The 24572-nt window shown below is 72.3% G+C and carries 24 protein-coding genes and 1 rRNA gene; 3 read left to right on the top strand and 22 right to left on the bottom strand.

The genetic code is table 11. The features are described 5' to 3' along the window. Window positions 1-356 precede the first annotated feature (356 nt). Together CLV68_RS25560 and CLV68_RS25555 are read left to right on the top strand one after the other, a co-directional pair. Entirely contained in the window at window positions 357-665 is a 309-nt protein-coding gene (locus CLV68_RS25560; protein ID WP_147460156.1) for a hypothetical protein, read from the top strand. Window positions 666-705: 40 nt separating this feature from the next. Next, window positions 706-1866: a DUF1015 family protein gene (locus tag CLV68_RS25555; RefSeq protein ID WP_121393445.1), complete on the top strand. Its 1161-nt coding sequence runs from the start codon at window positions 706-708 to the stop codon at window positions 1864-1866. 33 nt (window positions 1867-1899) lie between these two features. Here the strand turns inward: CLV68_RS25555 and CLV68_RS25550 are convergent, their stop codons facing one another. From CLV68_RS25550 to xerD, 10 genes are all read right to left on the bottom strand, one after another. Continuing rightward, complete coding sequence (locus CLV68_RS25550; protein ID WP_121393444.1) at window positions 1900-3078, bottom strand: cation:proton antiporter; 1179 nt, start codon at window positions 3076-3078, stop codon at window positions 1900-1902. Window positions 3079-3092: 14 nt separating this feature from the next. Beyond that, window positions 3093-3566 carry a cation:proton antiporter regulatory subunit gene (locus CLV68_RS25545; RefSeq protein WP_092774943.1) on the bottom strand — a complete coding sequence of 158 codons (474 nt, stop codon included), beginning with the start codon at window positions 3564-3566 and terminating at the stop codon, window positions 3093-3095. A 38-nt stretch (window positions 3567-3604) separates the two neighbouring features. Next, entirely contained in the window at window positions 3605-4171 is a 567-nt protein-coding gene (locus CLV68_RS25540) for a DUF4240 domain-containing protein (RefSeq protein WP_121393443.1), read from the bottom strand. A gap of 896 nt (window positions 4172-5067) precedes the next feature. Beyond that, entirely contained in the window at window positions 5068-5805 is a 738-nt protein-coding gene (locus CLV68_RS25535) for a pseudouridine synthase (protein WP_121393442.1), read from the bottom strand. Further along, entirely contained in the window at window positions 5795-6688 is an 894-nt protein-coding gene (gene scpB, locus CLV68_RS25530) for an SMC-Scp complex subunit ScpB (RefSeq protein WP_246010107.1), read from the bottom strand. The genes CLV68_RS25535 and scpB overlap by 11 nt, the downstream gene beginning before the upstream one ends. Then, window positions 6681-7499: a segregation and condensation protein A gene (locus CLV68_RS25525; protein ID WP_121393441.1), complete on the bottom strand. Its 819-nt coding sequence runs from the start codon at window positions 7497-7499 to the stop codon at window positions 6681-6683. The genes scpB and CLV68_RS25525 overlap by 8 nt, the downstream gene beginning before the upstream one ends. Beyond that, the gene (locus CLV68_RS25520; RefSeq protein WP_092774643.1) at window positions 7496-7750 is read right to left on the bottom strand and encodes a hypothetical protein; all 255 of its coding nucleotides are present in this window, start codon (window positions 7748-7750) and stop codon (window positions 7496-7498) included. The genes CLV68_RS25525 and CLV68_RS25520 overlap by 4 nt, the downstream gene beginning before the upstream one ends. Beyond that, window positions 7747-8673: a ParA family protein gene (locus CLV68_RS25515; protein ID WP_092774642.1), complete on the bottom strand. Its 927-nt coding sequence runs from the start codon at window positions 8671-8673 to the stop codon at window positions 7747-7749. The genes CLV68_RS25520 and CLV68_RS25515 overlap by 4 nt, the downstream gene beginning before the upstream one ends. Before the next feature lie 170 nt (window positions 8674-8843). Beyond that, the gene (locus CLV68_RS25510; protein ID WP_121393730.1) at window positions 8844-9158 is read right to left on the bottom strand and encodes an ArsR/SmtB family transcription factor; all 315 of its coding nucleotides are present in this window, start codon (window positions 9156-9158) and stop codon (window positions 8844-8846) included. Window positions 9159-9260: 102 nt separating this feature from the next. Continuing rightward, window positions 9261-10196, bottom strand: coding sequence for a site-specific tyrosine recombinase XerD (gene xerD / locus CLV68_RS25505; protein WP_121393440.1), 936 nt, complete (start codon window positions 10194-10196; stop codon window positions 9261-9263). A 58-nt stretch (window positions 10197-10254) separates the two neighbouring features. Between xerD and CLV68_RS25500 the strand changes: the two genes are divergently transcribed. Continuing rightward, window positions 10255-10761 carry a DUF1707 domain-containing protein gene (locus CLV68_RS25500; RefSeq protein WP_281274694.1) on the top strand — a complete coding sequence of 169 codons (507 nt, stop codon included), beginning with the start codon at window positions 10255-10257 and terminating at the stop codon, window positions 10759-10761. A 19-nt stretch (window positions 10762-10780) separates the two neighbouring features. Here the strand turns inward: CLV68_RS25500 and CLV68_RS25495 are convergent, their stop codons facing one another. The 12 genes from CLV68_RS25495 to rrf form a co-directional block, all read right to left on the bottom strand. Continuing rightward, the gene (locus CLV68_RS25495; RefSeq protein ID WP_246010106.1) at window positions 10781-11407 is read right to left on the bottom strand and encodes an NUDIX domain-containing protein; all 627 of its coding nucleotides are present in this window, start codon (window positions 11405-11407) and stop codon (window positions 10781-10783) included. Next, window positions 11404-13101, bottom strand: a complete 1698-nt coding sequence (locus CLV68_RS25490; RefSeq protein WP_121393727.1) for a CTP synthase — start codon at window positions 13099-13101, stop codon at window positions 11404-11406. The genes CLV68_RS25495 and CLV68_RS25490 overlap by 4 nt, the downstream gene beginning before the upstream one ends. A gap of 170 nt (window positions 13102-13271) precedes the next feature. Continuing rightward, a complete protein-coding gene (locus tag CLV68_RS25485; protein ID WP_121393439.1) occupies window positions 13272-13928 on the bottom strand; it encodes a hypothetical protein in 657 nt (218 codons plus the stop codon). A gap of 175 nt (window positions 13929-14103) precedes the next feature. Next, window positions 14104-15045 carry a copper transporter gene (locus CLV68_RS25480; protein WP_121393438.1) on the bottom strand — a complete coding sequence of 314 codons (942 nt, stop codon included), beginning with the start codon at window positions 15043-15045 and terminating at the stop codon, window positions 14104-14106. Continuing rightward, a complete protein-coding gene (gene steA / locus CLV68_RS25475) occupies window positions 15042-16226 on the bottom strand; it encodes a putative cytokinetic ring protein SteA (RefSeq protein ID WP_121393437.1) in 1185 nt (394 codons plus the stop codon). The genes CLV68_RS25480 and steA overlap by 4 nt, the downstream gene beginning before the upstream one ends. A 246-nt stretch (window positions 16227-16472) precedes the next feature. Beyond that, window positions 16473-18278 carry a DNA repair protein RecN gene (recN, locus tag CLV68_RS25470; RefSeq protein ID WP_211346766.1) on the bottom strand — a complete coding sequence of 602 codons (1806 nt, stop codon included), beginning with the start codon at window positions 18276-18278 and terminating at the stop codon, window positions 16473-16475. Window positions 18279-18321: 43 nt separating this feature from the next. Continuing rightward, window positions 18322-19239: an NAD kinase gene (locus CLV68_RS25465; RefSeq protein WP_245782136.1), complete on the bottom strand. Its 918-nt coding sequence runs from the start codon at window positions 19237-19239 to the stop codon at window positions 18322-18324. Further along, window positions 19236-20042, bottom strand: a complete 807-nt coding sequence (locus CLV68_RS25460; RefSeq protein ID WP_121393436.1) for a TlyA family RNA methyltransferase — start codon at window positions 20040-20042, stop codon at window positions 19236-19238. Before CLV68_RS25460 ends, CLV68_RS25465 begins: the two co-directional genes overlap by 4 nt. Window positions 20043-20046: 4 nt before the next feature. Further along, window positions 20047-20226 (bottom strand): hypothetical protein, encoded by a 180-nt coding sequence (locus tag CLV68_RS25455; protein WP_121393725.1) that lies wholly within the window; start codon window positions 20224-20226, stop codon window positions 20047-20049. Window positions 20227-20270: 44 nt separating this feature from the next. Continuing rightward, window positions 20271-21257, bottom strand: coding sequence for an HAD-IIA family hydrolase (locus CLV68_RS25450; protein ID WP_121393435.1), 987 nt, complete (start codon window positions 21255-21257; stop codon window positions 20271-20273). After that, window positions 21250-22458 (bottom strand): tetratricopeptide repeat protein, encoded by a 1209-nt coding sequence (locus CLV68_RS35410; protein WP_246010105.1) that lies wholly within the window; start codon window positions 22456-22458, stop codon window positions 21250-21252. Before CLV68_RS35410 ends, CLV68_RS25450 begins: the two co-directional genes overlap by 8 nt. Before the next feature lie 2027 nt (window positions 22459-24485). Beyond that, a 5S ribosomal RNA gene (rrf, locus tag CLV68_RS25440) occupies window positions 24486-24572 on the bottom strand; the annotation flags it as partial.

Here is a 24572-nt window from a genome sequence, read left to right as displayed (position 1 = left end):
GTCGCGCGTGGTTCTGGGCGATTGAGCAACGCAGGGTTCAGCGCGTCCGCCGGACGCCGCGCCGCCGTCGCATCTAGCGGCGTGGAGTTGGCCGTGGCCGAGGGCACCGTGAAGCGGGCGGCTGGGTGCTCTCACCCAGTTCGCGAAAAGTGGGCGCGCACTGAGATCCCCTCGGGGATGGGCTACTTCCGGATCGGTCCCGGTGGGAACCGGGCGCGGGGTCAGGGGCTCCCACCGGTATGCGGATGTGGTGGGTGGTGGCGTTGGCGCTCGTGGCCGGGTGTCAGTCGGCACCGGTGGGGCGGGTGGGCTTAGGGGAGCCACCGCGTCAAGTGAGTCTGGGGGAGGTGTCCAAGGTGTCGGATCTGGTGTTCGCCGAGGACGATGAGTTGGTCGCCGGGTGGTATTCGTACTTCCAGGAGTGGCACCTGGCCGCACGGGTCAGGGTGGGGTCGGTTGATCGGTTCAGGAAGGACAACGGGTTGGCGGAGCCCGCGCCGGTGCAGGGGGCTTTTCGGAATCCGGCGAGTGACGCCGACCCCGGGTGGGAGCCGGAGCCCGCGACGGGGGTGACCCCGGCTGACACCGATGTGCGGCGTTCTGTCCGGTTCGTGCGGGACGGGAGCGGCGCCGAGGTGGTCTACCTGGTGGTCGAGGCGGCGTGAGTTTGGCGGGGACGATCATGGGTGCGGCACGATAGCGGGCATGACCGAGTGGGTCCGCCCGATCAGGCGGGGTTGGCTGGTCCGCGGCGAGGTGCCCGGACCGGATGTCGACGAGTTCGCTGACGCCGATCGGGTGGTGGCGGCGTTGGCGCGGCCGGGGACCCGGGGGTCGCTGCTGGCCGTGCAGCACCCGCACCGCACGCCGACCGCGCTGGCCGCCGGGCACGACCTGCTCGACGTCCTGGCCGAGGCGCGGCGCACGCTCAGGGAGTTGACCCGCACCGCGTACCGGCCGGTCGCGGACGTGATCGCGCCCTACCGGGTGGACGGTCCGGACGGGTCGGCCACCGGCGTGCTGTGCCTGGTCGACCCGGCCGCGGTCGGGGCGGACGGGGTGTCGTGGGTGCGGCACAGCGAGCAGGTCTACCCGGAGGTCGTGGCCGAGCGGGCCGCTGTCCTCACCGGACTCGGGTGCGCCACCAGTGCCGCGCTGCTGATCCCGGTGGTCGACGGCCAGGTGCTCACCGACACCGTCGACCAGGCCATCGCCGCGGCGGGCGCGCCCGCGATCTCCACTGTGGACAGCAGTGGCCGCAGGCACCAGGTGTGGCTGCTGGGTCCCGGCCCGATCCAGGACGCCGTGCTGTCGGTGGTCGCCGCCCGCCCGTTGATGGTCGCCGACGGCAACCACCGCGTCGCCGCAGCGGCCGCGGCCGACCTGGGTGGGCTGCTCGCGCTGGTCACCGCGGGCCCCGGCCTGCGCATCGGCGGCTACCACCGCGTCCTCACCGGCACCGGCCTCGACGCGGACGCCCTCGGCGCCGCCTGGCGCGCCATCGGCCTCCAGGTCACCGAGGTCGCCGCCGCGGCACCGCCCGAGCACCCGGGGTCGGTGGTCGTCGAAACCCACGGCCGGACCCTGTGCGTCGACCTGCCGCCGTCCACCGCGCTCGACCACGCCCAGGTCGAGACGCTCCTGCTGCGCCAGGCCCTGCGCCTCGACCCGGAGGGCACCCACGTCCGCCCCCTGCCCGAGGGCCGCACCCCGGACACCGAGGTGGACGCCGTGCTCAGGCTCGCCCCGGTGCCCCTCGCCCAAGTCCTGGCCGTCCACGCGGCGGGCGGCCGGATGCCCCGCAAGAGCACCTACTTCACGCCGAAGCCCCGCAGCGGACTCCTCCTGGCCGACCTCGACCGCTGAGACTCGCCTGCCACGGCTCGGTGCCAGAAGTCGCTAGGCCGTGGCCGGGCGGGGTTTGCGCATGAAGACGCGGGTGACGGGTTCGACCACGCGGGCGGCGACCGGGCCGATGACGGCCATCAGCAGCACGTACGCGGTGGCGAGGGCGGCCAGTTGCTTGTCCACGGCCCCCGCGCTGACCGCCAGGCCCGCGATGACGATGGAGAACTCGCCCCGCGCCACCAGCGCGGCCCCCGCCCGGGCCTTGCCGAGCGTCGCGATGCCCTGCCTGCTCGCGGCGAACCAGCCGGTGCCGATCTTGGTGACGGTGGTGACCACGGCGAGGGCCACCGCGAAACCCAGGACAGGGGGGATGCTGCTGGGGTCGGTGTTGAGGCCGAACACCACGAAGAACATCGCGGCGAACAGGTCGCGCAGGGGTTCGAGCAGCTTGGTGGCGTTCTCGGCGGTCGAACCGGAGATGGCGATGCCGAGCAGGAACGCGCCCACCGCCGCCGACACCTGCAGCTGCGAGGCCAGCCCGGCGACCAGGAGCGCGGCGCCGAGGACGCGCAGCAGGAACACCTCGGGCTCCGGGCTGTCCACCAGCACCGAGACGTAGCGGCCGAAGCGCAGCGCGATCACGAGCACCACGGTGACCGCGACCAGCGACACCCCGACCGCGGTGAGCCCGCCGAGCAGCGTCGCCCCGGCCAGCAGCGCGGTGAGGATCGGCAGGTAGACGGCCATCGCCAGGTCCTCGAACACCAGGATCGACAGCACAACCGGCGTCTCGCGGTTGCCCAGCCGCCCCAGGTCGCCGAGGACCTTCGCGATGATCCCCGACGACGAGATGTAGGTGACGCCCGCCATCGCCAGCGCGCCGACCGGGCCCCAGCCCAGCCACAGCGCGACCGCGGCGCCGGGCACCGCGTTGAGCACGATGTCGACGACCCCGGCGACCCAGGACCGCTTCAGCCCGGTCACCAGCTCCGCGGCCGAGTACTCCAGGCCGAGCAGCAGCAACAGCAGCACGACGCCGATCTCGCTGGCGATCTCGGTGAACCCCTCGATGCCTGCTAAAGGCACCAGGCCCCCGGCGCCGAAGGCGAGCCCGCCGATCAGGTACAGCGGGATCGGGGACACGCCGATGCGCCAGGCAAGCCGTCCGAGCACACCCAGCCCGAAGAAGACAGCGCCCAGCTCGATCAACGAGATGGAGGAATCGTGCAAGAGCCTTGCCCCGCTCAGCCGCGTTCGAGGACTTCGGCGGCCTTGGCCAGGCCGTCGCCCGTGCCGACCGTCACTAACAGGTCGCCGCCGCCGAGCGCGAAGTCGGGCTGCGGCGAGGGGTGCACGGTGCCCGCGCGGACCACGGCCACCACGGACACCGCGGTGCGGGTGCGCAGCGCGGTGTCGCCCAGGGTGCGGCCGTCGTACGGGGAGTTCGGCGCGATCGGCAGCTGCCGGGTGCTCACCCCGGGGGCCTGGTCGCGCAGCTGGGCGACCAGGTTCGGCGCGCCGAGCAGGTTCGCCAGCGCGGCGGACTCCTCCACGGTCAACGGGATGGACGCCACGCACGAGTCCGGGTCGTCGTGGCGGGACACGACCAGGTCGAAGTGCCCGTCCCGGTGCGTGATCACACCGATGCGCCGCCCGGTGCGCGACACGAAGTCATGACGGGTCCCGATCCCCGGCAGCGGGGTCACCTCGACGTTCACCACACCACGGTAACAAGCCCGGTGCCCGTTTCGTTCCCTCAGGCGTGCGCGCGTGCCGCGGCGAACAGCGACCACAGCCGCGGCAGCCTGGCCCGCACCTCGTCCTCGTCCTCGATGTCCCACTCCGCGTCGACCGGCTTGGCCGCCGCCCCTGGCAACCCGAGCCGCTCCAGCCCCGACTCCAACCCGGTCACCTCCTGGTGCGCCTCGTGCGCGGCGAAGTCCAGGCTCTCCCACTCCGGCCAGTCCTGGTCCGACCACTCCCGCATCGGCCGCCCAGCCAACGCCACCACCCCCGGCACCTCGGCCAGGCTGTCCGGATCCGCGACCGCCCGCTCGAACACCTCGCGCCCCAGCGTGAGCAGCCACAACTGGAAGTAGCAGAACCCGTCCGCCGAACACCCCTCCTCGACCAGGTGCGCCGCCGCCCACATCGTCCAGGTATCCGCCCGCCGCCTCACCTCCGCCAACCGCCGCGCGAACTCCACCACCTCCCCCACCGGCAACCGCGTCAACTCCTCGGTCAGCCACTCGCTCTGCTCATCCCGATCCCCAGGCTGCTCGGTGGCCCGACCGAGCAACTGCCAGAACCCCTCGTCGGTCATACCGGGATCATGCCGTGCGGCACCGACAGTTCGGGGTGGATCCCACACTGTGCGTCACGAGGTGTATGCGGAGTGGGTGTGCGCGGGGTGGGGTGTTGTGGGCAGGGCGGTTATCCACAGGGCGGCTGGTCGCTCGGCGCGGTGTGTCGGTGTTCGCCGGTAGGCTGTATATCGGGGGCTGCTGTGGCCGGTTTGATCTTGAGCTGAGGGTGTTCCGGCTCTCGTGCTCGCCTGCGGCGTCGACGATCAACGCCTCGCCTTCGGCATTGGCCGGGGCGCGATTTAAGTGACAAGCTCGATGCGGCGAACTTGTTTTGCGTGGGGCCCCTACGACACCCGGGCAGAACCACAAAGCAGGGGCCCAAGAGCAGGCCCTGCCACGGTGAGCGACGCTACGGGTGCCGTTCCCCCACGCAAAACAAGTCCGCCCCATCGAGCCGGCCTGGCACCAGCGGATCCGAGGAGCGCGTGGCTGGCCAACGATGTAGAGGGGCGCGTTAGGGCCAACGTCTGGGAGGGCGCGTTGGGGCCAACGTCGTAGAGGGGCACGTTGGGCCAACGCCTGTGAGGGGCGGGTTGGGCCGACGATCGTGAAGGCCGGGTGGAGACCATCGTCGTGGAGGGCATGTGAGGGCCAACGATCGTGAGGGCCGGGTGGGGACCACCGTCGCCGAGTCTCGATCGGCCTGGACCGGTGGCCAACGAATGGTCAAGGCAGGTACTTGTCCACAACCCCTTCAACCATCCACAGCCCCCAGGCGAGCCCTATTGACAGATCGGCGGGGGCGATAGGTTCAGAGATGGGGCCCCGGGAGGGTGGGCCCCCGGAGCGGAGTTGATCTTGAGCGGGCGACGATCGGGCTTGGGTGGGGAATCGGGCCGCGTCAAGGGGTGGGTTACATGTTCACGGCGGTGTAGAGGGCGCCTACCTCGGTGCGGTTGAGGGCTCGGAGGGAGCCGGGGCGTTGGTTGCCCAGGCGGACGTCGGCGATTTGGGTTCGGACCAACTGGAGGACGGGGTGGCCGACTTCCTCCAGCATGCGGCGGACGATGTGTTTGCGGCCCTCGTGCAGGACCACCTCGACCAGGGCCTTGCCCGCGTAGCTGTCGACCAGGCGGAACGAGTCGGCGGTGGCGGGGCCGTCGTCGAGCATGACGCCGTCGCGGAGGCGTTTGCCCACGTCGCGGGCGACGGGGCCGGGGACCTCGGCGAGGTAGGTCTTGAGGACCTGGAAGGAGGGGTGCATCAGGCGGTGGGCCAGGTCGCCGTCGTTGGTGAACAGCAGGAGGCCCTCGGTGTCGGCGTCGAGGCGGCCGACGTGGAAGAGGCGATCGCTGCGGTCGCGCAGGTAGTCGCCGACGCACGGGCGGCGGCGGTCGTCCTCCATGGTGCTGTGCACGCCGCGCGGCTTGTTCAGCGCGAGGTAGACGCGGTCCTCGCGGACCACCACGCGCACGCCGTCGACGTGGATGACCACGGCGTCGGGGTCGACGCGCTTGCCCTGCTCGCGCACGACCTCGCCGTCGACGCTGACCCGGCCCTGGTCGATGAGGTTCTCGGCCGCGCGGCGCGAGGCCACCCCGGCACTGGAGAGGACCTTCTGGAGCCGGACGCCCTCTGGGCTAGTTGACATCGTCGATCGCATCCACTTCTGGCAGCAACGGGGCGATCGGGGGCAGGTCCTCCAGCGAGGACAGCCCCAACCGCTCCAGGAACAACTCGGTCGTGCGGTACAGGATCCCACCTGTCTCGGGATCGGTCCCGGTCTCCTCGATCAGCCCGCGCACCACCAGGGTGCGGATGACGCCGTCGACGTTCACCCCGCGCACCGCGGCGACCCGGGACCGGGTCACCGGCTGACGGTAGGCGATGACGGCCAGTGTCTCCAAAGCGGCCCTGGTGAGCTTCGCCCGCTGGCCATCCAGTAGCAGCTTCTCCACGACAGGCGCGAACCGGTCACGGGTGAAGAACCGCCACCCCTCACCGACCCGCCGAAGGTCGATCCCACTGCCCTGCTCGGTGTAACGGGCCGCGATGCGCCGCAACGTCTCCCGGACTCGCCGCACCGGCTGGTCGGTCGCGGTCGCGAGCAACTCCTCCTCCGCAGGCGAGTCGACGACCAGCAGCACCGCCTCCAGCGCGGACTCGAGGTCGGCATCCTCGGTGAGGTCGGGGAACCCCGACCCGGTCTGCACCAGATCGGTGTCCGCTTCCTCCTCAGCGACAGGCTCGGGCACCGACTCCTGGCCCACCGACGCCTCTTGGCCCACCGACGGCTCCTGGCCCACCGGAGCGTCTTGATCTACCGGCACGTCTTGGCCCGCTGGAGCGTCCTGCGCCACCGGAGCCTCTTGGTCCACCGGAGCCTCTTGAGCCACCGGCACACCTTGGTCCACCGGCGCGTCTTCATCTACCGGCGCGTCTTGCGCCACCGGAGCCCCTCGGTCCACCGGCGTGGGGTCCACGGCCAGGTCGTCCACCACGGCAGGGGTCTCGGTCTGGTCGTTGTCAGCCATAGTCCTCGTCCTCGGTGCCGACCGGTGCCGCGGCGGCCTCGGTCAGCGCGCCGCCGGTCCACTCCACGTGCAGGTCCCCCAACGGGTCCGGCTGCTCGAACAGCACCGTCGCCTCCCGGTACAGCTCCAGCAGCGCCAGGAAGCGGGCCACGATCTCGATGGTGTGCTCGCAGTCGGCCACCAACTCGGAGAAGCTCGCCCGCCCCAGCTCCGCCAGCCTGACCCGCAGCAGGTCGGCGGTCTCCCGGACCGACACCCGCCCCATGTGCAGGTGGTCGAGGGAGACGACCGGCGGCGGCTTGGGCCGGAACACCGCGGCGGCGATGGCGGCGAAGCGCTCCGGGTCGACGCCGATCAGCACCTCGGGCAGCAGTTCCTGGAATCGGTCCTCCAGCGCAACCGACCGCGGGTATCGCCGCAGCGCCCCCGCCTCCAGCTCGCTGAACAGGGCGGCGACCTGCTTGTACGCCCGGTACTGCAGCAGCCGCGCGAACAGCAGGTCCCGCGCCTCCAGCAGCGCCAGGTCCTCCTCGTCCTCGACGTCGCCCGCGGGCAGCAGCCTGGCGGCCTTGAGGTCGAGCAGGGTGGCGGCGACGACGAGGAACTCGGTGGTCTCGTCGAGGCTCCAGTCGTCGCCGAGGGAGCGGATGTGGGCGATGAAGTCGTCGGTGACCCGGTGCAGCGCCACCTCGGTGACGTCCATCTGGTGCTGGGAGATCAGTTGCAGCAGCAGGTCGAACGGGCCCTCGAAGTTCGACAGCCGCACGGTGAACCGACCGCTCACCGCGACCGCGGGTTCCTCCTCGGTCACTGGCCGCCGTCCTGGCGCAGCTTGCGCACCAGCACCGAGTCCGCGCCGTTCTCGGCGAGGTCGGCCAGCGCGGTGGCGACCGCCTCGCGCACCACCCGGCCGCGGTCGACGGCCACGCCGAACCCGGCGCGCAGGGTCAGCCTGGCCTGTTCGAGGGCGAGCAGCTCCTCGTCGGAGACGTAGACGGTGATCTTCGAGCTGTGCTTCTGGCGCGGGGTGCCGCCGGGGACCGGGTCGAGCGGGTTGGTCACCGGGCGATCACCTCCCTGGCGAGCTGGCGGTACGCCTTGGCCCCCGCCGAGCGCGGCGCCCATGTGGTGATCGGCTCACCGGCCACGGTGGTCTCCGGGAACCGCACGGTGCGGTTGATGACGGTGTCGAACACGGTGTCCTTGAACGCCTCGACCACGCGCGCCATCACCTCGCGCGAGTGCAGGGTGCGGGGGTCGAACATGGTGGCCAGGATGCCGGTGATCTCCAGCTTCGGGTTGAGCCGCTCGCGCACCTTCTCGATGGTGTCGATGAGCAGCGCGACCCCGCGCAGGCTGAAGAACTCGCACTCCAGCGGGATGAGCACGCCGTCGGCGGCGGCGAGGGCGTTGACGGTGAGCAGGCCGAGCGAGGGCTGGCAGTCGACCAGGATGTAGTCGTAGGCGTGCAGCACCGGCCGGATGGTGCGCAGCAGCGAGTGCTCGCGGCCGACCTCGGAGACCAGTTGCACCTCGGCGGCGGAGAGGTCGATGTTGCTGGGCAGCAGGTCCATGTTCTCGACGCCGGTGCGCAGCACGACGTCCTCGATGCCGACCGACCGCTCGATGAGCACGTTGTAGATGGTGCGGTCGAGCTGGTGGGCCGGGATGCCCAGGCCGACCGACAGCGCGCCCTGCGGGTCGAAGTCCACCAGCAGCACCCGGCGGCCGAACTCGGTCAGCGCGGCGCCCAGGTTGATCGTCGACGTGGTCTTGCCGACGCCGCCCTTCTGGTTGCACATGGCCAGCACCCGCGCCGGACCGTGGTGGTCGAGCAGCGCGGGCTCGGGGATGTGCCGCTTGGGTCGACCGGTCGGGCCGACCCCGGTGCCGCCTACCTCCTCCGGGCCGTCGTCGTCAGCGTCGGAGGCTGCGCGCGGCGCGATACTCAGCTCCACGGCACCCCCGTGCGGAAGTGTCGACATGGCGATCTAGCTCCTTGTCGCCTGCGTTGCTGTCACGCGCAGCGTAAGCGGGTGCCGGTCAGCCACCAACGCGGCTCGCCGGTGCGCGCCCCACCTGTCGAGCCGGTTGTCAAGACCAGTCGAGCCGGGACCAGTCGAGCCGAGACCGGCCGGATCGAGGCCCGGCCCGGCTAGCCGTCGACCCGGATGACGGCGCCGAGCACCGATTCCAGCAGCCCGGGGAACCGGCGGTCCAGTTCGTCGCGGCGCAGCGACAGCCAGCGCTGGTTGCCGTCGCGGCGGGTGTGGGTCACCCCCGCCTCGCGCAGCACCCGCAGGTGCTGCGACAACGTCGACTTGGCCACCGAGACGTCCAGGTGCCCGCACGACATCTCGCCCGCGTCCGAGAGCTGGGTCACCACGGCCAGCCTGGTCGGGTCGCTGAGCGCGTGCAGCACCTCCGGCAGGGTCAGCCGCTCCAGTCCGGGTTCGTCAACCTCGCCCATCGCGCCCATCGCGCACCTCCGGCGGAACAGAGTAGGGGAAGGATCATCGAAAACAGGTTGACTTGGGGAGTTTTCACCTCAACCGCCGACTGACCAGCACTCTTAGCCGATCGCTCTCGGATGGGCGGTGGCGTACACCTCACGGAGGGTGGTCACGGTGACCAGGGTGTAGATCTGCGTGGTGGTCACCGAGGCGTGCCCGAGCAGTTCCTGCACGACCCGGACGTCGGCGCCGCCCTCGAGCAGGTGGGTGGCGAAGCAGTGCCGCAGGGTGTGCGGGGACACCGGCACGGCGATGCCCGCGTGCTCGGCGGCGGCCTTGAGCACCGTCCACGCGCTCTGCCGCGACAGCCGCCCGCCCCTGCGGTTGAGGAACACCGCGGGGGTGCCGCGGCCCGCTGCGGCGAAGCCGGGCCGGGCGCGCACGAGGTAGGCGTCGACGGCCTCCAGCGCGGGTCGTCCGATGGGGACCAGCCGCTGCTTGCCGCCCTTGCCGTCGAGCAGCACGGTGCGGTCGGTGGCGTCGACGTCGTCGAGGTCGAGTCCGACGACCTCGGAGATGCGGGCGCCGGTGGAGTAGAGGACCTCCAGCAGCGCGCGGTCGCGCAGTTCGCCGGGTCCGTCACCGTGCGGGGCCTCCAGCAGCCGCAGCACGTCGTCGACCGGCAGGGCCTTGGGCAGCCGTCGCGGCGGGGTCGGTGGTTTCACGCCCCGGGCGACGTCGTGCTCGACGAGTCCTTCCCGGAGCGAGAACCGGTGCAGCCCGCGGACGGCGACCACGGCGCGTGCCGCCGAGGACGCGGCCAGCGGCGGGTGGTCGGTGTCGCCCTCGCGCAGCAGCACCAGGAACGAGGACACGTGCCGCTCCCCCACCGCCGCCAGGTCGCGGACCCCGTGCGCGGCGAGGTGGTCGAGGTAGCGACCCAGGTCCCTGGTGTACCCGTCGAGGGTGTTGGTCGCGGTGCCGCGTTCGACGGCGAGGTGGTCGAGGTAGGTGCGCAGCGCGGCCTCGACCGTGCCACCGCCGCCGGAACCCATCGGCCGAGCCTAGCCGGATCGACCGAACGGGGGACGGCGATCACGTATCGTGGGCGGTGTGAGTGTCCCGGGTGGTCCCGATTCCGTGCGCGTCGGCACCACTGAGCGCGAGGACTCGATGCGCGCGCTCGGCGAGCACTTCGCGCAGGGCAGGCTGCCCATCAGCGAGTACGAGCAGCGGGTCGGCGCGGCCGCGGACGCGGTGACCCGGGGTGATCTGCGGGTGTTGTTCGCCGACCTGCCCGCGCCGCACCCGCCGTTCCTGGTGCCGCCGACCTGGGCCGCGCCGCCGCCCCAGCCGCTGCCGTACTACCCGCCCGCCAACCAGGCGTTCGGGCCGCCGGTCCAGTACGGGGAGATGCTCTCGGACCGGTCCAAAGTGGTCGCGGGCCTGCTGCAGATCTTCCTGCCGTTCGGCGTCGGCCGGTTCTACACGGGCAACTACGGGATCGCGATCGCCCAGTTGGTCACCTGCGGCGGCTTCGGGATCTGGTGCCTGGTGGACGGGATCGTGCTGCTGGTCAGCGGCGGCCACGACGGCGAGGGCCGCCGCCTGCGCGACTGACCCCCGCCGCCCCCGCTGTTCAGCCGCGGCGCTCGAACGCCCTCGGCCTGCCCTCCCACGACGCGTCCGCCTGCCGTGCCGGGACCGCGCCGGTGGTGACGGCGTGCGCGGCGAGCAACCCGGCGACCGCGGCGGCGTTGGTGATCTCCCCGGCCAGCACCCGGCGGACCGCGTCGGCCAGCGGGACCCGGTCGATGACCAGGTCGGCCTCCTCGTCGCCGAGCACCACCCGGTCCACAGTGGACAGACCGGTGGCCAGGTAGACGCGCACGACCTCGTCGGTGAACCCGGGCGAGACGGCCAGGTCCACCAGCACCGACCAGTCCGCGGCGGCGAGCCCGACCTCCTCGACCAGCTCGCGGCGCGCGGCCTCCAGCGGGTCCTCGTCGGCGTGGTCGATCAACCCGGCTGGCAGCTCCCACAGCCGGTCGCCCACCGGGTGCCGGTACTGGTGGATCAACGCCACCGAGCCGTCGTCGTCGAGCGCGACCACGGCGACCGCGCCCAGGTGCTCGACGACCTCGCGGTTGGCGGTCGTGCCGCCCGGCATCGCGACCTCGTCGAGGCGCAGCGCCAGGATCCGGCCGACGTGGATGTCGCGGGTGGACACCACCTCGAAGGCGTGGCTGCCCGGTCGTGTGCTCACGCGTCCACCTTCTCCGGCTGGTCGAGGTCGACCGGCAGCCGCTCGGCGCGCAGGTAGGTCAGCGCGGCGCCGATGAACCCGGCGAACAGCGGGTGCGGGCGGGTCGGGCGGCTCTTGAGCTCCGGGTGCGCCTGGGTGCCGACGAAGAACGGGTGCGCCTCGGCGGGCAGTTCGACGAACTCGACCAACCGCCCGTCCGGCGACGTGCCGGAGAAGTGCACCCCGGCCTGGGTGAGCCGGTCGCGGTAGGCGTTGTTGACCTCGTAGCGGTGCCGGTGCCGCTCGGTGACCTCGCGCTCACCGTAGACACCCGCCACGACCGAGCCCGCGGCCAGCGCGGCCGGGTAGGACCCCAACCGCATGGTGCCGCCCATGTCGCGCTCACCGGCGACGACGTCCTGCTGGTCGGCCATGGTGCTGATCACCGGGTCGGTGGTCTCGTCGGCGAACTCCGCGGAGTTGGCGCCCGCGATGCCCGCCAGGTTGCGCGCGGTCTCGATCACCATGCACTGCAGGCCAAGGCACAGGCCCAGGATGGGGACGCGGTGCGTGCGGGCGTGGGTGATGGCGCCGATCTTGCCCTCGATGCCGCGCACGCCGAACCCGCCCGGCACCAGCACACCGTCCACCCCGGACAGGGCGGCGGCGGCACCGGCGGGCGTCTCGCAGGCGTCCGACGGCACCCAGACGACCTCGACCTTGGCGCGGTGGGCGAACCCACCGGCGCGCAACGCCTCGGTCACCGACAGGTACGCGTCCGGCAGGTCCACGTACTTGCCGACCAGGGCGACGCGGACCGTCTCGGTCGGCTTGTGCACCCGGTCGAGCAGGTTGCCCCACACCGTCCAGTCGACGTCGCGGAAGGGCAGCCCGAGGCGGCGCACCACGTAGGCGTCGAGGCCCTCGCCGTGCAGCACGCGCGGGATGTCGTAGATGGACGGCGCGTCCGGCGCGGCGACGACCGCGTCGGTGTCCACATCGCACATGAGCGCGATCTTGCGCTTGAGCCCGGCCGGGATCTCCCGGTCGGCGCGGCAGACGATCGCGTCGGGCTGGATGCCGATGTTGCGCAGCGCGGCGACCGAGTGCTGCGTCGGCTTGGTCTTGAGCTCGCCGGAGGGGGCGAGGTAGGGCACCAGCGACACGTGCAGGAAGAACACGGTGTCGCGGCCAACGTCGTGGCGGACCTGGCGGCACGCCTCCAGGAACGGCAGCGACTCGATGTCGCCGACCGTGCCGCCGACCTCGGTGATCACCACGTCCGGGGCGCGCCCGGTGGCGTCCGGCTCGGCCATCGCCCGGATCCTGGCCTTGATCTCGTCGGTGATGTGCGGGATGACCTGGACGGTGTCGCCGAGGTACTCGCCGCGCCGCTCCTTGGCGATGACCGCCGAGTACACCTGGCCGGTGGTCACGTTCGCGCTGCCGGACAGGCTGCGGTCGAGGAACCGCTCGTAGTGGCCGATGTCGAGGTCGGTCTCGGCGCCGTCCTCGGTGACGAACACCTCGCCGTGCTGGAACGGGTTCATGGTGCCGGGGTCGACGTTGAGGTACGGGTCGAGCTTCTGCATCGTCACCCGCAGGCCGCGCGCGGTCAGCAGCTGACCGAGGCTGGAGGCGGTGAGGCCCTTGCCGAGCGAGGAGGCGACGCCTCCGGTGACGAAGACGTGCTTGGTCGTCCGAGCGTGCTGCACCAAGAGGGCTCCCGTGGTCTAGGTCGCGGTGGTGTTATCGCGCTGGCCGCGGCGTTCTGACCGCGCCGGTCCACGGGGTTTCATGCTAACACCAGCCGCGCGCGGGTCCGCACAGCGCGCGGCCCCGCCGTGTCGCCCCGGTGGGGGCGGTGGCGGGGCCGCGGATCGGGTCAGGGGGTCGGCGAGCAGGTGGTCGCGCCGACCAGCACGTCCCCGGAGATCCCCGACGGCGGCAGGAACCGGATGTGCGCCACGTTCAGCGTGATGCTGCCGTCCGTCGGCGTGATGACCTCCTTGAAGGTGATCGTGGCCAGGTTCTCGTTGAGGGAGCCCTTGAGCTCGCGCACGTAGTTGGACGGCAGCGGGTTGGGCAGCGCGGCCAGGCCGGTGAGCCCGCCGAACGACCAGCCTGCGGTGGAGCCGTCGTTGTCGCCGACGCAGCTCACCTTCCAGGTGCCGATCTTGATCCGCGGGCCGCCGAGCAGCACCAGCGCGGACAGTTCGAAGTTCGAGCCGGTGGCCTCGGACTTGGTCTCGGTCAGGCCCTCGTCGGCGTCGACGACTCTGGTGGTGCACGTCGAGGTGCCACCACCGAACTTCACCCCGGCGGCGCTGACGACGCCGGAGGACCCCGTGCTCGGGCCCGTGACCGAGCACTGGGCGATGGGCTGCAGGGTCGTGGGGATGCCCAACCGGACCAGGTTGGCCGACCCGATGTGCGCCGTGCCCGGCGCGGCGACGGCCAGCGCCGGGGTGCCGGTCGCGATCAGCGCGGTGAACGCGGCGGCCGCGGTGAACGCGATCCTCGCCTTGGTGATGTGCCCCATGGTTGCTCCTTGACCTCCCGTGGCGGAACGGACTCCCACCAGGGGCGTCATCGGTTCCGACGGTCGGAAAATGACCAGCTGATCATGGTCCGTACCCGTCCGGGAGTACCGTTCACGCGTTGGTGAGGGATGCTCATGACCCCGCGCGACCACATCACCCGCCCGAGCGATGCCGTTACTCGGCAGGGGCGCCGGGCGCGGCGGCCTGCGCGTTGCCCGCGCTGCCGTAGCGGCCCGCCCGCTCGGCCACCTGCTCGGCCAGCGCGAGCACCACGACCACCCGACCGGCCGGGGTGTCCACGTTGTCCACTGTGGACAGTATGGAGGTCGCGGCGGTGTCGGCCCTGACCACCCCGACCGCGCCGGACCCCTCGGCGGAGCCGAGCCCGCCGGTCAGCACGGTGCCCGCGCCCGCGCGGTCGACCTGGGTGGCGAACCGGGCGATGGTGGCCGCCTTGTCGCCCGCGTCGTCCCCTGTGGACGCTCCACCGGTGAGCACCACGGCGAGCTGCGCGGGCGCGATGTCCGGTGCGGCGGCGAGGAACCCGCCCTCGGTGAGCCCGGCGAGCGCGGCCGCGGACTCCTCCGGCGACGCCTGCGGTTTGTTGTCCGCCTTGCTGATCAGCAGCAGCGGACCGAGCAACCCGCCCGCGAGGGTCCCCGGGTCGGTCACCGTCGGCAGCTGCACCCCGGCGGGCAGCAACCTGGTCACGATCTCCTTGAGCTGGTCGGCCTTGGCCGGGTCGGCGAACGCGTCGGTGAGCTGCAGCTCACCGGTGACGCTGCCGCCCGCCGCCGTCACCAACGCCTTCACCGCGTCCCGGTCGGCCGGGTGCGCGTCGGCGGTGGTGATCAGCACCACCGTGCGCTTGTCCAGCGCGCCGCGCACCGCCAGCGGCCCGATGGCGCCCGCGAACGAGTCGCCGTCGGCCAGCCGCGCGTTGAGCGCGTTGCGGTCCTGCTCCAACTGGGTCACCTGGGTGCCCAGGTCGCTGTTCTCGGTGGTGATCCCGGACAGCAGGGACCGGCTCAGCGTCGTCGAACCGAGCACCACGCCGACCGCGATGGCCAGGAAGACCGCGGCGATGGAGGTGATGTGGTAGCGCAAGGTGATCACGAGAACAGCCCCTTGACCCAGGAGAACACCGCGGACCAGGTGTCGGTGAACCAGTCGCCGTAGGCGGCGCCCACCCCGGAGACGGCGATGGCGGCGGTGATGGCGAGCAACGCGGCGCCGACCATGACGACCACCGCGCCCGCGGAGACCCGGCTGCGGTGCAGCGTGGCCACCGCCTTGCCGTCGACGAGCTTGCCGCCGAGCTTGAGCCGGGTCAGGAAGGTCGACGGGTTGGACCCGGAGCGGCCGCGGTCGAGGAACTCGCGCAGCGTCGCCTGGAACCCCACACCGACCACCAGGGTCGCCTCGTGCGCCTCGGCCAGCAGCAGCGCCAGGTCCTCCGAGTTGCCGGACGCGGGGAAGGTGACGGCCTCGATGCCCAGGTCCTGCACCCGGTTGAGGCCGGGGGCGTGCCCGTCGACGTAGGCGGGCACCACGATCCTGGCACCGCTGCGCAGCGCGTCGGTGGAGATGCCGTCCGGGTCGCCGACGATCACGTCCGGCCGGTGCCCCGCGGCGCGCAGCGCGTCGGCGCCGGACTCGACACCGATGAGCACCGGCCGGTGCTCGGAGATGTAGCGGCGCAGACCGCGCAGGTCGTCGACGTGGTCGACACCCGGGGCCACCACGACGACTTGCCGCCCGCGCATCTGCACCGGGATCTGCGGGACGCCGATGCCGTCGAGGATCATGGTGCGCTCGCGGCGGAGGAACTCGATGGTGTTGGCGGAGAACGCCTCCAGCTGCGCCGACATCCCGGCCTTGGCCTCGATCATCTGGTCGGCGATGGTCTCCGCGGTCTGCCGGGTGCCGCTGGCGACCTCCTTGTCGCCGAGGTACACCCCGCCCTCGTGCAGCCGGACCCGGCTGCCCTCCTTGATCACCCGCAGCGCGTCCGACCCGACGCCGTCGATCAGCGGGACGCCCGCGTTGACCAACAACTCCGGCCCCAGGTTCGGGAACCGCCCGGAGATCGACGGCGAGGCGTTGACGACCCCGGCGACCTCCGCGCGCAGCAACGCGTCCGCGGTGGCCCGGTCCAGGTCGAGGTGGTCGAGGACGACGACATCACCCGGTGAGAGCCGACGCAGCAGGTCACCGGTCCGCCGATCCACCTTGGCCGACCCGGTGATCCCGGGGCGCGGCGGCTGCGAGCGGCTGAGCAAACCCGGGAATCTCATGCGCCCGATGGTGACAAACCAACCGCGATTAGTCCGGACGCCACGCCGCGATAGTCCAAATGGTCTACAGACGCTCGATGGGGCGAACTTGTTTCGCGCGAGGCCCCTACGACACCCGTGGCAGGACCGCAAAGCAGGGGCCGAAAAGCATGGCCCTGTCCGCGCGACAACGCTACGGGTGCCGTCCCCCCACACGAAACAAGTCCGCCCCATCGAGCACGAGCGGGCGGGTCGGCTCGTGGAGCGTCAGGCTTGGCGCTTCTTGCGGGTGGGGCGGGGTTTGCCGCTGAGCTTCCAGTCGTGCTTCTCGCCGTCGGCCACGCCGAGGAGTTCTTCGGCGTGGGCGCGGCCGGTCTCGGTGGAGTCCATGCCCGCGAGCATCCTGGCCAGTTCGACGACCCGTTCGCTGTCGTCGAGGGTGCGGACGTCGCTTCGGGTGACGCCGCCGTGGATGCCCTTGTCGACGATGAGGTGGCGGTCGGCGAAGGCGGCTACCTGGGCCAGGTGGGTCACGACGATCACCTGGTGGCTGCGGGAGAGCCGGGCCAGCCTGCGGCCGATCTCCACCGCGGCGCGGCCGCCGACCCCGGCGTCGACCTCGTCGAACACCAGGGTCGGCACCGGGTCGCTGTGGGCGAGCACGACCTCGATGGCGAGCATGACCCGCGACAGCTCGCCGCCGGAGGCGCCCTTGTGCACCGGCAGCGGTTGCGCGCCGTCGTGGGCGACCAGCAGCAGTTCCACGTCGTCGACGCCGTCGGCGCCCGCGTGCAGTTCGACGCCGCCGACGGTCAGCGCCACCGGGTCGCCTGACTCGGCGGGCCGGGGCCGCACCGAGATCTGCACGCTGGAGCTGCCCATGGCCAGGCCGCTCAACTCGTCGGTGACGGCCTTGGCGAGCGCCTCCGCCGCGACCGACCGGGCCTGCGTGAGCGAAGCGGCCAGCGTGCCGAGCTGAACGGCCAACGCGGCCTTGCGGGCGGCCAGCTCGCCGAGCGCCTCCTCGGAGGTGTCCAGACCAGCGAGCTTGTCGACCGCGTCGCGCGCCCAGGCGAGCACGCCGTCGACGTCGGCGGCGTACTTGCGGGTCAGCGCCTTGAGCTCGGCCTGCCTGGCCAGCACCTGCTCCAGCACGGCCGGGTCGGCGTCGAGGCTGTCGAGGTAGGCGGTCAGTTCGGCGCCCACGTCGGTCAGCAGCACGGACGCCTCGGCCAGCCGCGGCTCCAGCTCGCGCAGCCTCGGGTCCTCGGACCCGGCCACGCGCCGCTGCGCCTCACCGATCAGCCCGAGCGCGCCGGGCACGTCCGGATCACCGTCCGGCGAACCGGACACCGCGTAGCTGGCGCCGCTGGCGGCCTCGCGCAGCTGGTCGGCGTCGGCGAGCCTGCGGGCGCGATCGACCAGTTCGGTGTCCTCACCCGGCTGCGGGTCGACGGCGGTGATCTCCTCCAGGCCCATCCGCAGGATCTCGGCCTCGCGGGCCAGCTCCTTGGCGCGGCGGGTCCGGTCGTCGAGCTCGGCGGTGACGGCGATCCACTGCTCGCGGGTCGACCGGTACTCGGCGAGCACGCCCGCGATGTCGGCACCGGCGAACCGGTCGATCACCGCGCGCTGCTCGGCCGGGCGCAGCAGCCGCAGCTGGTCGTTCTGCCCGTGCACCGCGATCAGCTGCTCGGCCAGGTCCTGCAGCACCCCGAGGGGGACCGAGCGGCCCCCGACGTGGGCGCGGGAGCGACCGTCGGTGCTGACGCTGCGCAGGGTGATCAGGCTGCCGTCGTCCTCGGGCTCGGCGCCCGCCTCGGTGGCCACGGCGGCGGCCGGGGACCCGTCGAGGCCCTCGAACCGGCCCTCGACCACGGCCTTCGGCTTCCCGCTGCGGACCCGTGACGCCTCGCCCCTGCCGCCGGAGAGCAGGTGCAGGCCGGTGACGACCATCGTCTTGCCCGCGCCGGTCTCCCCCGTCACGACGGTGAAACCCGGGTGGAGCTCGAGCGTGGCCTCGTCGATCACGCCGAGGTCCTGGATGCGCATCTCGGCTAGCACAGGGCGCACCCTAGCGGCTCCCGGTGATCGCGGTAAGCGCCCGCCCACAGGTTCACCGCGTCCGCCAGCCGTGCACGGGCAGCGCGAACTTGTCGACGAGGCGCTCGGTGAACGTCTCGTCACGCAGCCGGGCCAGCCGGATCGGCTGCTTGCCGCCGCGCACCTCGATGCGCGCGCCCGGCGGGATGTCGAAGGTGCGCCTGCCGTCGCAGCACAGCACAGCGGGCTGTCCGTCCGGGTCGACCTCGATGCCGACGACCGACTTGGACGACACCGCGAGCGGCCGGGAGAACATGGCGTGCGCGTTGCTCGGCACCACCAGCATCGCCTGCACGTCCGGCCACACGATGGGTCCGCCCGCGGAGTAGGCGTACGCGGTCGAGCCGGTGGGTGTGGCGCACAGCACGCCGTCGCAGCCGAAGGAGGACACCGGGCGGCCGTCCACGTCGACCCGCACGTCCAGGATCCGCTCGCGGCTGCTCTTCTCCACGCTGGCCTCGTTAAGAGCCCACGTGTCGGCCAACAGCTCGTCGCCGAGGTAGGCCCGGACGTCGACTGTCATCCGCTCCTCGACCAGGTAGCCCTGTTCGACGACCAGCTCGATCGCCTCCGCCAACGCCTCTGACTCGGCCTCGGCGAGGAACCCGACCCTGCCGAGGTTGACCCCTAGCACCGGGACCCCCGCGGGGTGGGCCATCTCGGCCGCGCGCAACAGCGTCCCGTCGCCACCGAGGACGAACACCAACTCGGTGCCCACGGCGGCCTCCGGGCCCAGCGGCACGACCTCGCTGTAGCAGGACGGGTCGAGGTCGGGGGCCTCGTCGTCGACCACCCGCAGCCGCACCCCGGCCGCGGCGAAGCAGGTCGCGACCTTCTCGGCCACCCGCCGGTTCTCGGCGCGGCCGGTGTGCACGACCAGCAGGATCTCCCTGGCCGCACCCGGCGCGCTCGGCTTGATCGGGTGGGTCACTGCGGCCCCTCCTCCACGGCGGTTTCCACCAGAGCCGTCACCTCGGCGTCGGCGCGCGGCTCACCGCGGCGCAGCCAGGCGAAGTACTCCACGTTGCCCGACGGTCCCGGCAGCGGGCTCGCGACCACCCCGTGCACGCGCAGGCCCAGCTCACCGGCGGCGGCGAGCACCCGGGAGACCACCTCCACGCGCAGCTCGGGCGCCCGCACCACACCGCCGGAGCCGAGGCGTTCCTTGCCGACCTCGAACTGCGGCTTGATCATCGGCAGCAGGTCGCCGTCCTCGCGCAGGCAGGCGTGCAGCGCGGGCATCACCAGGCGCGCGGAGATGAACGACAGGTCGGCCACCACCAGCTCGACCTGGCCGCCGATGTCGTCGGGGGTGATGGCGCGGACGTTCGTACGGTCCTTGATGACGACCCGCTCGTCGTTCTGCAGCCGCCACACCAGCTGACCGCGCCCCACGTCGGCGGCGACGACCTGGGCGGCGCCGCGGCGGAGCAGGACATCGGTGAAGCCGCCGGTGGACGCGCCCGCGTCCAGGCAGCGGCGGCCGTCGACCGGGACCTCGAACGCGTCGAGGGCGCCGAGGAGCTTGTGCGCGCCGCGGGAGGCCCAGTTGGGGTCGTCGCCGACGTCCTTGACCACCACGGCGGCGTCGGTCTCCACGCCGGTGGCCGGTTTGGTCGCGACGGTGCCGCGGATGGTGACCCGGCCCGCGTCGATGAGCTCGCTGGCGTGGTCGCGGGAGCGGGCCAGCCCCCGGCGGACCAGTTCGGCGTCCAGCCGCGCCCTCCTGGGCACCGCGTCAGACCTTGTCGATGCTGGCGAGCGCGGCGGTGAGCGCGATGTGCACCGCGTCGAACCGGTCGACGTGCTCGGCGACCGGGATCGCGTCCAGCCCGTCGAGCCCGGCGACGGCCTCGGCTATCGCCTCGTCGCGGGCCGCCGGGTCCCTGGGCGGTCCGGGGGTCGGGGTGAAGTCCACCTGCACTCCTCCACGCTATCCGATGGTGCTCGTCCGGTGGGCGCTCAGCGCGCCCGGGTGAGTCCGAGTTCGGCGAGCACGGGGTGGTCACCGGTGATCCGCGGCGGCGTCGCGGTGGCCCAACTCACCGCGCACAGCGCGCGGACCAGGTCCAGCGGGTCACCGTCACCCGTGACGACGACCTCGTCGCCCTCGGTGCGCAGGTCCCAGCCCGGCTTGGGCCCGACGGCCAGGTCCGCGGCGGAGGCGGTGATCGCGCCGAGGTCGGCGGCGATGTAGGTGGGCCGGGCCTCGGGTCCCGCCGCGATCACGTCGGCGGCGGTGGAGACGCCGGTGAGGACCAGCAGCGAGTCCAGGCCCGCGGCGACGGCGCCCTCGATGTCGGTGTCCAGGCGGTCGCCGACGACGAGGGGGTGCTTCGCGTCGGCGGCGCGGACGGACTCGTCCATCAGCGGGGTCGCCGGTTTGCCCGCCACCTCGGGGTCCTGCTCGGTGGCGTGGCGCAGCGCGGCGACGAGGGAACCGTTGCCGGGCAACAGCCCGCGTTCGGTCGGGAGCGTGCGGTCGATGTTGCAGGCGACCCACAGCGCGCCCGCCCGGATCGCGACCGACGCCTCGGCGAGGTCGTTCCAGCTGAGGTCCGGCGACAGGCCCTGCACCACGGCCTTGACGCCGGTCGCGGTGCGGACCGGGACCAGGCCGACGGCGGTGATCTCGGCGGCGAGCGCGGAGGTGCCGAGGACCAGGACGTGGTCGCCCCGGTCCAACCGCTGGGCCAGGACGGCGGCAGCGGCTTGCGCGCTGGTGCTGACCTCGTCGGCGGTGGCGGGGACGCCGAGCCCGGTCAGGTGCTCGGCGACCTGCTCCGGCGACCGGGAGGCGTTGTTGGTGACGAAGCGAACCGTGGTCCGCTCCGCCCTGGCCGCGGCGACGGCGTCCGCCGCACCGTCGATGACCTGACCGCCCCGGTAGACGGTGCCGTCGAGATCGAACAGCAGGGCGTCGTAGCCGTCCAGCAGCCGATCAGCCATCCACGACGTCCTTGCCGCTCTTGTCACCCACAGCGCTCTTGCCCTCGCCGGGGTTCTTGTCCTCGTCCGCGGTCTTGTCTGCCGCGGTCTTGTTGTCAGCAGCGGCGTTGTCAGCAGCGGCGTTGTCAGCAGCGGCGTTGTCAGCGGTGGGGTTCTCGCTGACCGCGGCGTTGTCGGCAACGGTGCTGTCGTCGGCAACAGCGGCGTCGTCGTCCACCAGGTTGTCGTCCGCGTCGTCGTCGGCCGCGTCGTCGGAGTCGACCAGGTCGTCCTCGTCGTCCACTTCGGACTCGTCGGCGTCGTCATCGGCCGCGGTGTCCTGGTCGGCGGCGTCCTCGTCGGACTCGTCCACCTCGACGGTCTCGCCGGGCAGCGCGGCGGCGATCTCGGACTCGTCGGCGCCGAGCTCGAAAGCGCGCTCGGCGGCGTCGGTGTCCTCGTCGTCATCGGCCTGGGCGGCGTTGAGGAACCACTGGATGGCTTCCTCGGTGCGGTCCGCGGCGGCCAGGTTGTCGGCGTAGGCGTAGAACAGCCGGGCGCTCCACGGGTCGCGCCGCTTGGGGTCGAGGTCCGGCCCCTGCAGGCCGACAACGGCCGCTTCCAGCTGACCCATGTCCCTGCGCGCACCGGCGCTGACGATCCGCAGCTCGACGGCCACGTCCGCGGGCAGGTCGCGCCCCGCTTCCTTGGCCAGCTCCAGTGCCCGCTCCGGCCTGCCGAGCGCGCGCTCGCAGTCGGCCATCACGGCGATGTAGGTGTTGCCGCCGCTCATCCGGCGGACCGCGCGCAGCTCGGAGAGGGCCTCGGCCCACTCACCCGCGTGGTAGGCGGTTAACCCGGCGGCTTCCCGGACGACGGCCACCCGCGCAGCCCGCTCCCGCGCGAACCTGGCGTGCTCGAGGGCGCGCTCCGGGTCCTCGTCGACGAGCATGCCCGCGGCGACCAGGTGCTTGCCCACCAGCTCGGCCAGCGACTTGGGCAGGCTGCGCAGCCCGGCCCGAGCCTCGACGTCGAGCGCGGAGTAGTCGGCGCCCTCGGGCAGCTTCGGCCCGTACTCGACGGGCGCGGAGTCCCGGTCCCCCGAGTCGCGCTGCGGCCGCTCCCGGCGCCCGGTCACCTCGACGAAGCGGTCCTCCGCCTGGCCCCAGCGCTCGACCGGCTTGTCGACCTGGTCGCCGTCGCCCGTGTCGGTCGCGGCCACGAGGTCGGGCTCGACGTCGTCAGCGCGGAAGTGCCCGCGGCCGCCCGCCCGGAACCCGGACCGCTCACCCGCACCGGACCGCTCGTCGGACTTGAACCCACCGGGACGGGAACCGCCGCGGTCGTCCGACTTGTAGCCACCACGGTCGGAACCGCCCGAGCGCGAGCCCCCGCGGTCATCGGAACGGTAGCCACCACGGTCCGAGGTGCTCGGCCGCGAACCGCCACGGTCGTCGGAGCGGAACCCTCCGGAGCGCGAACCACCGCGATCATCGGACTTGTAGCCACCACGATCGCCACTGGGGCGCGAGTCGCGGTCACCGCCACGGTATCCACCGCGGTCATCGGACTTGAACCCGCCGCGATCGCCGCTGGGCCGCGAACCGCCGCGGTCATCGGAAGACTTGTAGCCGCCACGGTCGGAGCCAGTCGGACGCGAGCCACCACGGTCATCGGAACGGAAGCTGCCACGGTCCGAACTACCCGGACGCGAGCTACCCCGGTCGTCCGAGCGGTACCCGCCGCGGTCGGAATCACCCGAGCGCGAACCGCCCCGATCGTCCGACTTGTAGCCCCCGCGGTCAGAACCGCCGAAGCGCGAACCACCACGGTCATCAGACCGGAAACCGCCACGGTCGGAACCGCCAGGGCGCGAGCCCTCGGAGGACTTGTAACCGCCGCGATCGAACCCACCGGAACGGGAGCCGCCACGGTCATCAGAAGACTTGTAACCGCCCCTGTCGGAGCCGCTGGGCCGCGAGCCACCCCGGTCGTCGGAACGGAACCCGCCGCGGTCAGATCCACCCGAGCGCGAGCCACCGCGATCGTCAGACTTGAACCCGCCACGGTCCGACCCGCCGAAGCGCGAGCCACCACGGTCGTCCGACCGGAAACCGCCCCGGTCTGAACCGCCCGAGCGCGAACCGCCACGGTCATCGGACTTGTAGCCACCACGGTCGAACCCACTGGAACGGGAGCCGCCGCGGTCATCAGAAGACTTGTAGCCACCACGGTCCGAACCGCTGGGCCGCGAACCACCGCGATCGTCGGACCTGTAGCCCCCGCGATCGGATCCGCCGAACCGCGAACCACCACGGTCGCCGGACTTGAAGCCACCACGGTCGGAACTCCCGGACCGGAAACCCCCACGGTCCGAACCGCCGGTGCGCGAACCACCACGGTCATCGGAACGGAACCCGCCCCGGTCAGAGCCGCCGGTGCGCGAGCCACCGCGATCGTCCGAGCGGAACCCGCCACCTGTTGCGCCGGAACGGAAACCGCCGCGATCCGACCCGCCAGAGCGCGAGCCGCCACGGTCATCAGAAGACTTGTAACCACCACGATCGGAACTGCTTGAGCGCGAGCCACCACGGTCGTCGGAACGGAACCCGCCGCCCGTTGCGCCGGAACGGAAACCGCCCCGGTCAGAGCCGCCGGTACGCGAGCCGCCACGGTCGTCCGAGCGGTACCCACCGCGGTCGGAACCACCGGTGCGGGAGCCCCCGCGGTCGGAGCCGCCGAAGCGCGAGCCGCCTCGATCGTCAGAGGACTTGTAGCCGCCGCGGTCGGAGCCGCTGGGCCGTGAACCGCCGCGGTCGTCCGAGCGGTAGCCGCCGCCGGAGCGGAAGCCACCACGGTCGTCGGACCGGGGGCCGCCACGCGAGGAGTCGGAGGACCGGTAACCCCCACGGTCCGAGGAGCTGTTGGTGGACCGGTAGCCGCCACGGTCCTGGGCACCCCGGTCACCGCCGGGGCGGGAGTCTCGATCACCGCCGCGGTAACCACCCCGGTCGGACTTGTGGCCGCCGGTCTTGTTGTAGCCGCCGCGGTCCGAACTTGAGCGGCTCTCGCCGCGATCGGATCCGCGTCGGGGGGAGTCGCCTGCCTCGTTCCGACGACCTGACTCGTTGTCCGACACCTGATCCTCCAGCGTGCGGGCTACCCGCAACTTGCTCCGACATACCGAAAAGGGCCTGTGGTCTGACGCACGTTACACGTGCCTCACCACAGGCCCTTTCGGGAATGATTGTCCGGCGGCGTCCTACTCTCCCACACCCTCACGAGTGCAGTACCATCGGCGCAGGTGGGCTTAGCTTCCGGGTTCGGAATGGGACC

The organism is Actinokineospora cianjurensis, from assembly GCF_003663795.1.
GTDB classification, from domain to species: domain Bacteria; phylum Actinomycetota; class Actinomycetes; order Mycobacteriales; family Pseudonocardiaceae; genus Actinokineospora; species Actinokineospora terrae.
The sequence above is the reverse complement of the archived record's forward strand: the minus strand, read 5'-3'. Positions and strand labels throughout refer to the sequence as shown.

Excerpts from the sequence above, each read along its gene's own strand:
- CLV68_RS25555 (WP_121393445.1), top strand. The coding sequence starts at position 706 with ATGACCGAGTGGGTCCGCCCGATCAGGCGGGGTTGGCTGGTCCGCGGC.
- CLV68_RS25540 (WP_121393443.1), bottom strand. The coding sequence starts at position 4,171 with ATGACCGACGAGGGGTTCTGGCAGTTGCTCGGTCGGGCCACCGAGCAG.
- CLV68_RS25535 (WP_121393442.1), bottom strand. The coding sequence starts at position 5,805 with ATGTCAACTAGCCCAGAGGGCGTCCGGCTCCAGAAGGTCCTCTCCAGT.
- scpB (WP_246010107.1), bottom strand. The coding sequence starts at position 6,688 with ATGGCTGACAACGACCAGACCGAGACCCCTGCCGTGGTGGACGACCTG.
- CLV68_RS25515 (WP_092774642.1), bottom strand. The coding sequence starts at position 8,673 with ATGTCGACACTTCCGCACGGGGGTGCCGTGGAGCTGAGTATCGCGCCG.
- CLV68_RS25510 (WP_121393730.1), bottom strand. The coding sequence starts at position 9,158 with ATGGGCGAGGTTGACGAACCCGGACTGGAGCGGCTGACCCTGCCGGAG.
- xerD (WP_121393440.1), bottom strand. The coding sequence starts at position 10,196 with ATGGGTTCCGGCGGCGGTGGCACGGTCGAGGCCGCGCTGCGCACCTAC.
- CLV68_RS25485 (WP_121393439.1), bottom strand. The coding sequence starts at position 13,928 with ATGGGGCACATCACCAAGGCGAGGATCGCGTTCACCGCGGCCGCCGCG.
- steA (WP_121393437.1), bottom strand. The coding sequence starts at position 16,226 with ATGAGATTCCCGGGTTTGCTCAGCCGCTCGCAGCCGCCGCGCCCCGGG.
- CLV68_RS25450 (WP_121393435.1), bottom strand. The coding sequence starts at position 21,257 with ATGGCTGATCGGCTGCTGGACGGCTACGACGCCCTGCTGTTCGATCTC.